The sequence below is a fragment of the Pseudomonas trivialis genome, assembly GCF_036864995.1.
Lineage (GTDB): Bacteria > Pseudomonadota > Gammaproteobacteria > Pseudomonadales > Pseudomonadaceae > Aquipseudomonas > Aquipseudomonas trivialis.
Map to the genome: position 1 here is coordinate 120475 of NZ_CP142151.1, position 13729 is coordinate 134203.

Here is a 13729-nt window from a genome sequence, read left to right on the forward strand (position 1 = left end):
AAGCGCAGAAAAAGAGGTGTTGACAGCAGCGTGTAACGCTGTAGAATTCGCCTCCCGCTGACGAGAGATCGGAAGCGCAAGTGGTTGAAGTTGTTGAAGAATTCTTCGAAAGCTTCTGAAAATAATCACTTGACAGCAAATGAGGCTGCTGTAGAATGCGCGCCTCGGTTGAGACGAAAGATCTTAACCAACCGCTCTTTAACAACTGAATCAAGCAATTCGTGTGGGTGCTTGTGGAGTCAGACTGATAGTCAACAAGATTATCAGCATCACAAGTTACTCCGCGAGAAATCAAAGAATAACCAACGATTGCTGAGCCAAGTTTAGGGTTTCTTAAAAACCCAAAGATGTTTGAACTGAAGAGTTTGATCATGGCTCAGATTGAACGCTGGCGGCAGGCCTAACACATGCAAGTCGAGCGGTAGAGAGAAGCTTGCTTCTCTTGAGAGCGGCGGACGGGTGAGTAATGCCTAGGAATCTGCCTGGTAGTGGGGGATAACGTTCGGAAACGGACGCTAATACCGCATACGTCCTACGGGAGAAAGCAGGGGACCTTCGGGCCTTGCGCTATCAGATGAGCCTAGGTCGGATTAGCTAGTTGGTGGGGTAATGGCTCACCAAGGCGACGATCCGTAACTGGTCTGAGAGGATGATCAGTCACACTGGAACTGAGACACGGTCCAGACTCCTACGGGAGGCAGCAGTGGGGAATATTGGACAATGGGCGAAAGCCTGATCCAGCCATGCCGCGTGTGTGAAGAAGGTCTTCGGATTGTAAAGCACTTTAAGTTGGGAGGAAGGGCAGTTACCTAATACGTGATTGTTTTGACGTTACCGACAGAATAAGCACCGGCTAACTCTGTGCCAGCAGCCGCGGTAATACAGAGGGTGCAAGCGTTAATCGGAATTACTGGGCGTAAAGCGCGCGTAGGTGGTTTGTTAAGTTGGATGTGAAATCCCCGGGCTCAACCTGGGAACTGCATTCAAAACTGACTGACTAGAGTATGGTAGAGGGTGGTGGAATTTCCTGTGTAGCGGTGAAATGCGTAGATATAGGAAGGAACACCAGTGGCGAAGGCGACCACCTGGACTAATACTGACACTGAGGTGCGAAAGCGTGGGGAGCAAACAGGATTAGATACCCTGGTAGTCCACGCCGTAAACGATGTCAACTAGCCGTTGGAAGCCTTGAGCTTTTAGTGGCGCAGCTAACGCATTAAGTTGACCGCCTGGGGAGTACGGCCGCAAGGTTAAAACTCAAATGAATTGACGGGGGCCCGCACAAGCGGTGGAGCATGTGGTTTAATTCGAAGCAACGCGAAGAACCTTACCAGGCCTTGACATCCAATGAACTTTCTAGAGATAGATTGGTGCCTTCGGGAACATTGAGACAGGTGCTGCATGGCTGTCGTCAGCTCGTGTCGTGAGATGTTGGGTTAAGTCCCGTAACGAGCGCAACCCTTGTCCTTAGTTACCAGCACGTAATGGTGGGCACTCTAAGGAGACTGCCGGTGACAAACCGGAGGAAGGTGGGGATGACGTCAAGTCATCATGGCCCTTACGGCCTGGGCTACACACGTGCTACAATGGTCGGTACAGAGGGTTGCCAAGCCGCGAGGTGGAGCTAATCCCACAAAACCGATCGTAGTCCGGATCGCAGTCTGCAACTCGACTGCGTGAAGTCGGAATCGCTAGTAATCGCGAATCAGAATGTCGCGGTGAATACGTTCCCGGGCCTTGTACACACCGCCCGTCACACCATGGGAGTGGGTTGCACCAGAAGTAGCTAGTCTAACCTTCGGGAGGACGGTTACCACGGTGTGATTCATGACTGGGGTGAAGTCGTAACAAGGTAGCCGTAGGGGAACCTGCGGCTGGATCACCTCCTTAATCGACGACATCAGCTGCTCCATAAGTTCCCACACGAATTGCTTGATTCATTGAAGAAGACGATAAGAAGCAGCCCGAAATTGGGTCTGTAGCTCAGTTGGTTAGAGCGCACCCCTGATAAGGGTGAGGTCGGCAGTTCGAATCTGCCCAGACCCACCAATTTTGTGTGGGAAACGCCTGTAGAAATACGGGGCCATAGCTCAGCTGGGAGAGCGCCTGCCTTGCACGCAGGAGGTCAACGGTTCGATCCCGTTTGGCTCCACCACTACTGCTTCTGTTGTATGAAAGCTTAGAAATGAGCATTCCATTGTGATGATGGTGAATGTTGATTTCTAGTCTTTGATTAGATCGTTCTTTAAAAATTTGGGTATGTGATAGAAAGATAGACTGAACGTTACTTTCACTGGTAACGGATCAGGCTAAGGTAAAATTTGTGAGTTCTCTTAACTGAGAAATTCGAATTTTCGGCGAATGTTGTCTTCACAGTATAACCAGATTGCTTGGGGTTATATGGTCAAGTGAAGAAGCGCATACGGTGGATGCCTTGGCAGTCAGAGGCGATGAAAGACGTGGTAGCCTGCGAAAAGCTTCGGGGAGTCGGCAAACAGACTTTGATCCGGAGATGTCTGAATGGGGGAACCCAGCCATCATAAGATGGTTATCTTACGCTGAATACATAGGCGTAAGAGGCGAACCAGGGGAACTGAAACATCTAAGTACCCTGAGGAAAAGAAATCAACCGAGATTCCCTTAGTAGTGGCGAGCGAACGGGGACTAGCCCTTAAGTGGCTTTGAGATTAGCGGAACGCTCTGGAAAGTGCGGCCATAGTGGGTGATAGCCCTGTACGCGAAAATCTCTTAGTCATGAAATCGAGTAGGACGGAGCACGAGAAACTTTGTCTGAATATGGGGGGACCATCCTCCAAGGCTAAATACTACTGACTGACCGATAGTGAACTAGTACCGTGAGGGAAAGGCGAAAAGAACCCCGGAGAGGGGAGTGAAATAGATCCTGAAACCGTATGCGTACAAGCAGTGGGAGCCCACTTTGTTGGGTGACTGCGTACCTTTTGTATAATGGGTCAGCGACTTATTTTCAGTGGCGAGCTTAACCGAATAGGGGAGGCGTAGCGAAAGCGAGTCTTAATAGGGCGTCTAGTCGCTGGGAATAGACCCGAAACCGGGCGATCTATCCATGGGCAGGTTGAAGGTTGGGTAACACTAACTGGAGGACCGAACCGACTACCGTTGAAAAGTTAGCGGATGACCTGTGGATCGGAGTGAAAGGCTAATCAAGCTCGGAGATAGCTGGTTCTCCTCGAAAGCTATTTAGGTAGCGCCTCATGTATCACTGTAGGGGGTAGAGCACTGTTTCGGCTAGGGGGTCATCCCGACTTACCAAACCGATGCAAACTCCGAATACCTACAAGTGCCGAGCATGGGAGACACACGGCGGGTGCTAACGTCCGTCGTGAAAAGGGAAACAACCCAGACCGTCAGCTAAGGTCCCAAAGTTATGGTTAAGTGGGAAACGATGTGGGAAGGCTTAGACAGCTAGGAGGTTGGCTTAGAAGCAGCCACCCTTTAAAGAAAGCGTAATAGCTCACTAGTCGAGTCGGCCTGCGCGGAAGATGTAACGGGGCTCAAACCATACACCGAAGCTACGGGTATCACGTAAGTGATGCGGTAGAGGAGCGTTCTGTAAGCCTGTGAAGGTGAGTTGAGAAGCTTGCTGGAGGTATCAGAAGTGCGAATGCTGACATGAGTAACGACAATGGGTGTGAAAAACACCCACGCCGAAAGACCAAGGTTTCCTGCGCAACGTTAATCGACGCAGGGTTAGTCGGTCCCTAAGGCGAGGCTGAAAAGCGTAGTCGATGGAAAACAGGTTAATATTCCTGTACTTCTGGTTATTGCGATGGAGGGACGGAGAAGGCTAGGCCAGCTTGGCGTTGGTTGTCCAAGTTTAAGGTGGTAGGCTGAGATCTTAGGTAAATCCGGGATCTTAAGGCCGAGAGCTGATGACGAGTGTTCTTTTAGAACACGAAGTGGTTGATGCCATGCTTCCAAGAAAAGCTTCTAAGCTTCAGGTAACCAGGAACCGTACCCCAAACCGACACAGGTGGTTGGGTAGAGAATACCAAGGCGCTTGAGAGAACTCGGGTGAAGGAACTAGGCAAAATGGCACCGTAACTTCGGGAGAAGGTGCGCCGGTGAGGGTGAAGGACTTGCTCCGTAAGCTCATGCCGGTCGAAGATACCAGGCCGCTGCGACTGTTTATTAAAAACACAGCACTCTGCAAACACGAAAGTGGACGTATAGGGTGTGACGCCTGCCCGGTGCCGGAAGGTTAATTGATGGGGTTAGCTAACGCGAAGCTCTTGATCGAAGCCCCGGTAAACGGCGGCCGTAACTATAACGGTCCTAAGGTAGCGAAATTCCTTGTCGGGTAAGTTCCGACCTGCACGAATGGCGTAACGATGGCGGCGCTGTCTCCACCCGAGACTCAGTGAAATTGAAATCGCTGTGAAGATGCAGTGTATCCGCGGCTAGACGGAAAGACCCCGTGAACCTTTACTATAGCTTTGCACTGGACTTTGAATTTGCTTGTGTAGGATAGGTGGGAGGCTTTGAAGCGTGGACGCCAGTCTGCGTGGAGCCAACCTTGAAATACCACCCTGGCAACTTTGAGGTTCTAACTCAGGTCCGTTATCCGGATCGAGGACAGTGTATGGTGGGTAGTTTGACTGGGGCGGTCTCCTCCTAAAGAGTAACGGAGGAGTACGAAGGTGCGCTCAGACCGGTCGGAAATCGGTCGTAGAGTATAAAGGCAAAAGCGCGCTTGACTGCGAGACAGACACGTCGAGCAGGTACGAAAGTAGGTCTTAGTGATCCGGTGGTTCTGTATGGAAGGGCCATCGCTCAACGGATAAAAGGTACTCCGGGGATAACAGGCTGATACCGCCCAAGAGTTCATATCGACGGCGGTGTTTGGCACCTCGATGTCGGCTCATCACATCCTGGGGCTGAAGCCGGTCCCAAGGGTATGGCTGTTCGCCATTTAAAGTGGTACGCGAGCTGGGTTTAGAACGTCGTGAGACAGTTCGGTCCCTATCTGCCGTGGACGTTTGAGATTTGAGAGGGGCTGCTCCTAGTACGAGAGGACCGGAGTGGACGAACCTCTGGTGTTCCGGTTGTCACGCCAGTGGCATTGCCGGGTAGCTATGTTCGGAATAGATAACCGCTGAAAGCATCTAAGCGGGAAACTAGCCTCAAGATGAGATCTCACTGGAACCTTGAGTTCCCTGAAGGGCCGTCGAAGACTACGACGTTGATAGGTTGGGTGTGTAAGCGCTGTGAGGCGTTGAGCTAACCAATACTAATTGCCCGTGAGGCTTGACCATATAACACCCAAGCAATTTGACTACTCCTGACTTGGAAACAAGTAGAAGCATCAGATTGCGGTGTGTGAAGACGAGATGAACCGAAAGTTCGACGCTCACAAAACACCGAGATCTGTCACATACCCAATTTGCTGAAGCGAGGCCATCTGGTCGCGACTCAGTACCCGAATTTCTTGACGACCATAGAGCATTGGAACCACCTGATCCCATCCCGAACTCAGTAGTGAAACGATGCATCGCCGATGGTAGTGTGGGGTTTCCCCATGTGAGAGTAGGTCATCGTCAAGATTAAATTCCGAAACCCCATTTGCGAAAGCAGATGGGGTTTTGTTTTTGTAGAAGTCCATGAATTTTCACCGGCGTGTTGTTTGTACAACACTCTGGTACACAGAATTTCTTGACGACCATAGAGCATTGGAACCACCTGATCCCATCCCGAACTCAGCAGTGAAACGATGCATCGCCGATGGTAGTGTGGGGTTTCCCCATGTGAGAGTAGGTCATCGTCAAGATTGAATTCCAGAACCCCTGTCTGCTAGCGCAGACAGGGGTTTTGTCGTTTAGAGACTGGACAGCGTGCTCGCCTTACCTGGTCCCATATCACGCTTACATACCAGCACTTGTACGATAACCATTGGTCGGCTGCCCTGTAGGGGATGAGAATACATCTCAAGATTTCCGCACTCTCTGCCGAAAGCCTGACGAGCCACGCGTGCCCCGAGATAGAGCGGCCGGATAGCCTGCCTATAGCGCTACATGGAATGTTCCAGGCGGCACGCTCACCCCCTTTGGCAAAGAAGTCGACGAAATGAATCTGAAGTTCAGTCATAAAATCCTGTTGGCCGCGTCAGGCGTCGTTGTCCTGGCTTTCGCGTTATTTACGCTCTACAACGACTACCTGCAGCGCAGCACGATCAAGCAAAATCTGGAGTCGTCCATCCAGCAGTCTGGCGAACTCACCGCCAGCAGTGTGCAGAACTGGCTAAGTGGCCGCGTACTGGTCCTCGAGAACCTGGCACAGAACATCGCACACCAAGGCGCAACTGCCGACCTTCCGGGTCTGGTTGATCAGCCTGCGCTCACCTCAAATTTTCAATTCACCTACGTTGGCCAAACCAACGGCGTGTTCACGCAGCGCCCCGACGCCAAGATGCCCGACGGCTACGATCCGCGTCAGCGTCCTTGGTACAAACAAGCCGTCGCTGCCGATAAGCCCATGCTTACACCGCCCTACATGGCCGCAGTGGGTGGGCAGATCGTCACCATCGCCATGCCGGTCAAGAAGAACGGTGAGCTCTTGGGGGTCGTCGGTGGAGACCTGAGCCTGCAGACCCTGGTGAAGATCATCAATGCCGTGGACTTCGGCGGCATTGGTCATGGGTTTCTGGTCAGCGGCGATGGCCAGGTCATCGTTAGTCCAGACGAAGACCAGGTGATGAAGAACCTCAAGGATATCTATCCAGGCACCAGCCTGCGTATCGACAAGGTCAACCAGGATGTCGTCCTCAACGGTCAGGAGCGCATCCTGTCGTTCACGCCTATCAGCGGCTTGCCAGGCGCGGATTGGTATATCGGTCTGTCGATCGACAAGGACAAAGCCTACGCACCACTGGGTAAATTCCGCACTTCAGCACTGATAGCCATGCTGATCGCTGTGGTAGCGATTGCCGTGCTCTTGAGCCTGCTGATTCAAGTATTGCTGCGGCCCTTGACCACCATGGGCGCGGCGATGAAGGACATCGCCCAAGGCGAAGGCGACCTTACCCGTCGCCTGAATGTGACCAGCAAGGACGAATTTGGCGAAGTGGGCAGTGCCTTCAACCAATTCGTCGAGCGAATCCACGCGTCCATTTCTGAAGTGTCCTCGGCGACACGCCAGGTACACGACCTGTCCCAGCGGGTGATGGCCTCGTCCAATGCTTCCATCATTGGCTCCGACGAGCAGAGCGCGCGCACCAACAGCGTAGCCGCCGCGATCAACGAGCTGGGCGCCGCTACCCAGGAAATTGCGCGTAACGCGGCCGACGCCTCGCAGCATGCCAGCGGCGCCAGCGAGCAAGCGGATGGCGGGCGCAAAGTGGTTGAGCAAACCATCCTGGCGATGTCGGAGCTGTCGCAAAAAATCAGCTTGTCCTGTACCCAGATCGAAACGCTGAATGCCAGTACCGACAACATCGGCCACATTCTCGATGTGATCAAAGGTATCTCTCAGCAAACCAACCTGCTCGCGCTCAATGCCGCGATCGAAGCGGCACGGGCCGGCGAGGCGGGTCGTGGCTTTGCAGTGGTCGCTGATGAGGTGCGCAACCTCGCTCACCGCACTCAGGAGTCGGCTGAAGAGATCCATAAGATGATCACCTCGCTGCAAGTGGGCTCGCGTGAAGCGGTAACCACCATGAACGCCAGCCAGGCCTCCAGCGAAGAGAGCGTCGAAGTGGCCAACCAGGCTGGCGAGCGCCTGATCAGCGTGACGCAGCGGATTGTCGAGATCGACGGCATGAACCAATCGGTGGCCGCCGCTACCGAGGAGCAGACTGCCGTGGTTGAGAGCCTCAACGTTGATATCAATCAGATCAACCTGCTGAACCAGCAAGGCGTGGTCAACCTCAATGACACGCTGAGAGACTGCGATGCGCTCTCCCAGCAGGCCAGTCGATTGAAGCAACTGGTTGACAGCTTCAAGCTCTGACTTTTGAGTGCAAAGCAGGAGCGAGCAAATTCGCTCCTGCGTTCAGCCAAGCATCCGACGCACATTCTCCAGTGCGCTCTCGGCAAACGCTCGTGCAAACGCATCGAACTCTGCCTGGGTGGCTCCAACCGGTTCGCCGATGATCGTCCAGGTCGCCCTGGCACGGCTGGCGTCAACCGCCTCAACGCTCATCGCCGCCCACAGGCGCGCCACGCCCAAGGTGTTGTAGACCGTAGTCCAGGTCATGCACATGGCGTCTTCATCCCGGCTGTTGAGTTGTTCCACCACGCAGTGACCATCGTGGAAGAACTTGGTACGCAAGGCTCCGACACCCGTGCCGGTCATTTCGATATGTGAAAGGGCCGGAATGAACGCATCAAAGCCTGCAAAGTGGCCGACCACGGCCCATAGGCGAGCTGCTTCGCACTCGACAACGACACAGGCCTGCACTGGTGTGGTACGGGGGTTGCGAATCAGCGTATCGGGTTGCAGTGGTTTCATGAGAAAAGTCCTTAAAAGCAGTTCAAAGAAAGCCCACAGCCTTGAGGTAGTCACAGCCCCGACGCAGCAGCGCTGGACTTTTCTCGGGGTAGTGCGCGCCCATTTGTTTCACGCCACGACGTGCGTTGTCGTGCCGGATCATCGAGGTGTCGCCGATGTCCTCGCCTGGCCCATCCAGGTAAAACCCCAGCACCCCGAATAACGCGTTGTCGCGATCGACTGTGCGCAACGCCTGTTGCCAGCGCACGACACTGACGCGGTCGAAGGCGTGTCCCGCCTGACTGAATGCATTAAGGTAGTCGTCCCAACTCAGCGACTGCGGGTTGTGCAGGTTGAAGACGCTGCGCTCGCAGTCGAACTGGCCACAGTGAAAAGCGAGAAAGCGTGCAAAAAAGTCCACCGGCATCAGGTCGAAGTTCACCTCCTGACGGGGCATCAGACCCAATTGCAGCGATCCCTTGAGCATCAGCATCAGGCGATTTTTCCGGGGTTGGCAAACACCGTTGCGGCTGTTGAAACTGATGTTGCCCGGACGCAGGATATTGACCCACGCGCCTTGCGCCACCGCACGTCCCAACAGCCGCTCGGCCACCCACTTGGAGAGGTTGTAGCCATTCTTGATGTAGATCGGCAGTGTCGCCGCCGCGGGTGACTCCAGAACGTAGCCCCCGGCATCAATGCTGCTGCATGCGGACAGCGTCGAGATGAAGTTCAGAACCTTCTTGCAGTGGGTCTCGCACAGGCGCAAACATTCCCGCACGGGGTCGACGTTGTCCGGTACCAGCGACCCATAGTCCATCACATGATTGACCTGTGCAGCGTTGTGCACCAGCACGCCAAAGTCCCTCGCGAGCGCGTCATACACCTCGCACGCCAGCCCCAGGCGTGGCTGGCTGACATCAGCCGGATACACACGCACCCGACTCAGGTCCAGATGTTCCAGGCGATACTCCTTCAGTGCCTGACTGAATCTGCTGGCTGCCGGTTGACCCGGCAACTCACGCACCAGACACGCTACTGCTGTTGCGCCGCCTGCCAGTAATGCCTCGACGGCATGTACGCCGATAAAACTGTTGGCCCCTGTCACAATCACCTTGCGTCTATCACCAGCCCGAGTCTCGGGCAGCACCGTCAGTGCCTGTTTACGCTGAGCATCGCGCACGGCCTGGCCGTACGCTGCGTCTGGCAGCGCACTGTCCTGCATCAGCAAGGCGAGCGTACTGATCGTCGGCACTTCGAAGAAGCGATTCAACGGCACACTGCGGCCGAATTGCTCACGAATTCTCAGCAACAAAGTCGACAGCAAAATGGAGTGCCCACCGAGGTTGAAGAAGCTGTCATCCAGCCCCAGATCATCCACAGGCACCCGTAGCAATTCACTCCACAGCCGCGCCAGTTTCCGTTGAAGGGACGTATGCGCAGTGCGGCCATCGCCAGCCAATGACCCTTGAACCGGCAACGCCAGCAAGGCCTGACGGTCGATCTTCCCGCTGCCGGAGCAGGGCAAGGCAGGCAGCTCGGCCCACACCTTTGGTTGCAGGTAATCAGGCAACCATTGCCGCGCGTGCTGCTTGAGATCGACCAGCGTAGCACCGGCCTCTGGATGGGCGACCACCCCACGAATCCTGCCGTCACGCTCGATCACCACCGCAACCTGACGAAACAGCCGACTCTCGCGCAGGCAGTGCTCGATCTCCTGCGGCTCGATCCGCATGCCGCGAATCTTCACCTGATCATCACGGCGCCCACCGAGTTCTATACCGTCGTCCGTCCATTTCGCGAGATCGCCACTGCGGTAGGTCCTGACAACCTGACCGTCCGGCAGTGTCAGCTCAACAAAGGGGCTGTCGAGTACCGGCGTGGAGCTCAAGTACCCAAGGCTCACCCCGGGCCCGATGATATACAGCTCGCCCATCACCTGCTCATCCACCGGCTGCATGTCCTCGTCGAGGATCAGCACCTGACTGTTGGCGATTGGCCGGCCCACACTGGTGTTGCCATCTGCGCGCTGCAGCAGGCGATGCGTCACCAGGACCGTGGCTTCGGTGGGGCCATAGAGGTTGTGCAGGTGGCATTGGCCGGCCAGACGTTCGATGACATGGGGTTCGCACGCTTCGCCCCCGGTTAGCAGGTGAGTCAGACCCAGCGGCTCATCCAGCGGCAGGATACCGAGCAGCGCCGGTGGCAGGAACGCGTGGGTGATGTGCTGTTGGCGAATCAACTCCACCAATTGTTGCGGGTCACGCCGCTGCGCCTCGCTGGGAATGATCAACTGCGCGCTGGCAATCAGGCTCGGGAAAATATCCATCAGCGAGGCATCAAAGTTCAACGCGGCGAACTGCAGCACGCGGCTCTGTTCACTCAACGCCATGCAGCGACCGAACCAGGCAGTAAAGTGCGCCAGGTTGCCCTGGCTGAGCCGCACGCCTTTTGGTCTGCCACTGGTGCCGGACGTGAAGAACACGGCGCACGGTGCGCTTGGGTCTGGCCGAGGGTGCGGCAGCGGTTGCGTGGCGTCTTGCCGATCGGCACAGCGCACATCCAGCGCCATGAAGCGTTCACGCAGCGGGTGGCTGCCCTCATCCAGCAACACACGGGCGCCTGCGCTTTCCAGCATGAGCTGCTGGCGCCGAATAGGAAGCTGCGCAGCCAGTGGCAGGTAGACTGCGCCGCAGCCGAGAATCGCAAGGATGCTCGCGTACAACGCGGCAGACTTTTCCAGGCAGACCCCGACGATCGCTGAACCTTCCACACCCTCCAGCAGTGCCGCCAGTCGTTGCTGGATCGCCCAGGCCTGCGTCTGCAGTTGCCGGTAAGTGACAACCTCGCCCGCTACATTCAGCGCCGGCCGCTCAGCGAAGGTGATGAGGCTGGCCTGCAGTCGCTCGATAATCGGCACTTGCGCCGCCCGCAGCAGTTCCGGATCTGCCGTGCAATTGAACCGATGCAGGTAGGCCAGCGCATCCAGGCTCTGCAAGTCCTGGTCAGGCCAGTCGCTGGCGGAGGTGGGCGATGCACGCAGCTGCGGGTCGCGTGCAAAGCGACTCACCTGCAGAGCCATCCACTCCACCAGCACGCGTGTCGCTCGGCGACACAAGTGCTGGCCGTTCCCGCTGGGTTCTTCGGCAATGTCCAGCACGGCCACCAGGCAATGGTCATGGTTATAGCTGCGCAACTGCAGCACAGGCAGTTCGGACACGGTCGGTGAGCCGATCCCCAGTCGCAGACTCAGGCGCGGTGTGCACGCCCAACGTATCGGCAGTGGCTGGCTGCCGTCATCGATCACCAGATCAACGCCCTCGTCTGCGCACCGATGACCATATGCTTCGAGCTCTGCACGCACGGCGCTCAGCGCCTTGCTCGTGCCGACCCATCCCATTGTCAGGCACCTCATGCCGCTCTCCCTGCCGGCGACAGATAGTCATTCATGGCCGCTGCCACGCTTGGCGTTTGAAGCAGACCGCTGTGCTGCAAAAATTTCATGATATTGCCAAGCAGTGGGTGCTGGCGGGTGATGGGAAACGCCAGCGCCTCTACCTCGTCTCTCAAGGCCTCACGGACGCGCGCGCTGACACCCAGGTGTTCGATCAATTGCAGGTCGAAGGTTTTTTGCAGATCGTTGGTCAGGTAGTGCATCAGAAACGTCGGCAGCGCATGAGCAATGCTGTCGCGATCAGCCGGGCTGGCCGCCTGCCAATACAGATGCACCAGATTTGTCCAGAAACGGGCATGGCGGCCTTCGTCAACCAGGTGATCGGCCATCATGCCGCGGATGGACGACTTGACACTGTCGTCCCTGGAAAACGCCGCCACCTCATGGGTCACGGTGTTTTCGGCAATCGCCACGCCAATTAGCTCCACGGCATCGCGCAGATGAGTGGGCGCCTGTGCCTGCGCTGCCGGCAGCGCGCGGCTGAGTTCGATCTGCCCGGGCAGGCCGAGGGGCTGGATGCCAGTCATGCTCACGGTCTGCTGCAGGAAGCCCAACGCCACCAGTGCGTGGTAATCCTCGTCCACCACGACGGACATTGCGTCGTAGCGACAGGCAAGGGGGAAGGGCGGTGTGAAGTGGTTCTTGGCAATGCTGCGGGCGGTCCTGTCGACAATTTCAGTCTCGAAAATCACCACGTCATTGATGTATTTGTAAAAGCTTTGTACCAGCACAAAGTCCCGCCATTGTGCGCAGTGTTCGATGAACGTCGCACTCAATACCAGCGGCTGGCGGCACAGCGGGAAGATCAATTTGTCATCGTCTTCCAGCAGACGGCGCGGGCGGGTGCGGATGGTTGCGCGGCGTTCCCAGTCGTCAGCGATGGAGCAGTAATCCGTGATGCTCATGGGTGCACCTCCTGCAGCGAGGCTCGCAGGTCGTCCCAGAAATGGATACGCTGTTCAACCGCGCTCAAGGCGAACGCGTCAGCCTGTTGCTGGCGATGCAAGTCCCCACCGACCAGGCGCTCAAGCATCGCCCGCGCGCCGGGTTCATGGTCCTCAGCGTCCAATTGAATGTGGCGGTTGAAGTAATGGCGCAGCATCGGCGCCTGGCCGATCCACGCTGCGCTGCCTTGCAACAGGCGTTTAAACATGGCCGGTATGACGCTCTCGCGGCCGTGCAGGAAGGCCGCCGCAACACAGTGGGTAGGTGCGTCGAGTACGGTGTGCAGCGTGCTGCCGACAAACCGTGCCGTGCCGGGCAGACTCTCTAATGTTTGCAACGCCACCTGAGCGTCTACTCCCTGGCGTTGCAGCATGACGAAACGATCGATAGCTACAGTACTGGCACCTGTTTCAAGCATGCCCTCACGGTACAGCTCGAAATGGCTGCAATGGCCACCCCCGGATGTTCATCCGATTCCTCACACAGCACGATCTCATTGATCAGCCGAGCGGCCTGAGGGTCGGTCGGGGGGAGCCAGGGCAACTGTGTGCCAGCCAGGTCCCGTTGCAGGCGTTTGGTGAGACTCATAAAGTCCCACACAGCGAATACATGGCTCTGCATAAAAAGTTGTAACTTGCTGAGTGAAGTTATTTCATTAAATAAAGGATGACTGCACAGCTGCAGCTTTTTCTGCTCAAGTAAAGTTGGATGCATGGTTGATGCCTATAAGTTTGTTGCGACTGCGCTGAAGACAGAAGGACTGTTATTAAACTTGAAATGGACAGTCGGGATTTTTGCCGGCCCGAGCTTTTGGCAGCACCTGGGCAGGGGCTTGCGCGGCCGGTTTAAGTGTCTGGTTTAGTGGTG

General features: G+C 56.0%; 4 protein-coding genes, 2 tRNA genes, 4 rRNA genes and 1 pseudogene. 7 read left to right on the plus strand and 4 right to left on the minus strand.

Translation table 11 applies throughout. The features are described from left to right. The first annotated feature begins 353 nt into the window (after window positions 1–353). The 7 genes from VRB54_RS00585 (at window position 354) to VRB54_RS00615 (ending at window position 7983) form a co-directional block, all read left to right on the plus strand. Window positions 354–1890, plus strand: a 16S ribosomal RNA gene (locus VRB54_RS00585). An 82-nt stretch (window positions 1891–1972) separates the two neighbouring features. Next, window positions 1973–2049 (plus strand) — tRNA-Ile (locus VRB54_RS00590). 30 nt (window positions 2050–2079) lie between these two features. After that, window positions 2080–2155 (plus strand) — tRNA-Ala (locus VRB54_RS00595). Between the two features lie 247 nt (window positions 2156–2402). Beyond that, a 23S ribosomal RNA gene (locus VRB54_RS00600) occupies window positions 2403–5294 on the plus strand. Between the two features lie 172 nt (window positions 5295–5466). Continuing rightward, window positions 5467–5582 (plus strand): 5S ribosomal RNA (gene rrf / locus VRB54_RS00605). A 108-nt stretch (window positions 5583–5690) separates the two neighbouring features. After that, a 5S ribosomal RNA gene (rrf, locus tag VRB54_RS00610) occupies window positions 5691–5806 on the plus strand. The 16S, 23S and 5S rRNA genes sit together here with 2 tRNA genes alongside, the layout of an rRNA operon. Before the next feature lie 296 nt (window positions 5807–6102). Further along, window positions 6103–7983 carry a methyl-accepting chemotaxis protein gene (locus VRB54_RS00615; protein WP_338479126.1) on the plus strand — a complete coding sequence of 627 codons (1881 nt, stop codon included), beginning with the start codon at window positions 6103–6105 and terminating at the stop codon, window positions 7981–7983. Between the two features lie 42 nt (window positions 7984–8025). Here VRB54_RS00615 and VRB54_RS00620 read toward each other — a convergent pair whose 3' ends face one another. From VRB54_RS00620 to VRB54_RS00635, 4 genes and pseudogenes are all read right to left on the minus strand, one after another. Continuing rightward, the gene (locus tag VRB54_RS00620) at window positions 8026–8484 is read right to left on the minus strand and encodes an SRPBCC family protein (RefSeq protein WP_338479128.1); all 459 of its coding nucleotides are present in this window, start codon (window positions 8482–8484) and stop codon (window positions 8026–8028) included. 22 nt (window positions 8485–8506) lie between these two features. Next, entirely contained in the window at window positions 8507–11878 is a 3372-nt protein-coding gene (locus tag VRB54_RS00625; RefSeq protein WP_338479129.1) for an amino acid adenylation domain-containing protein, read from the minus strand. Beyond that, window positions 11875–12822, minus strand: coding sequence for a diiron oxygenase (locus VRB54_RS00630; RefSeq protein ID WP_338479130.1), 948 nt, complete (start codon window positions 12820–12822; stop codon window positions 11875–11877). Before VRB54_RS00630 ends, VRB54_RS00625 begins: the two co-directional genes overlap by 4 nt. After that, window positions 12819–13576: pseudogene (locus tag VRB54_RS00635) on the minus strand (DUF3050 domain-containing protein). The gene VRB54_RS00630 and the pseudogene VRB54_RS00635 overlap by 4 nt, the downstream one beginning before the upstream one ends. Between the last annotated feature and the right edge of the window lie 153 nt (window positions 13577–13729).

Bases quoted from the DNA above. Each gene is read 5' to 3' on its own strand.
- VRB54_RS00615 (WP_338479126.1), top strand. From the start codon at position 6,103: ATGAATCTGAAGTTCAGTCATAAAATCCTGTTGGCCGCGTCAGGCGTC.
- VRB54_RS00620 (WP_338479128.1), bottom strand. From the start codon at position 8,484: ATGAAACCACTGCAACCCGATACGCTGATTCGCAACCCCCGTACCACA.
- VRB54_RS00625 (WP_338479129.1), bottom strand. From the start codon at position 11,878: ATGAGGTGCCTGACAATGGGATGGGTCGGCACGAGCAAGGCGCTGAGC.
- VRB54_RS00630 (WP_338479130.1), bottom strand. From the start codon at position 12,822: ATGAGCATCACGGATTACTGCTCCATCGCTGACGACTGGGAACGCCGC.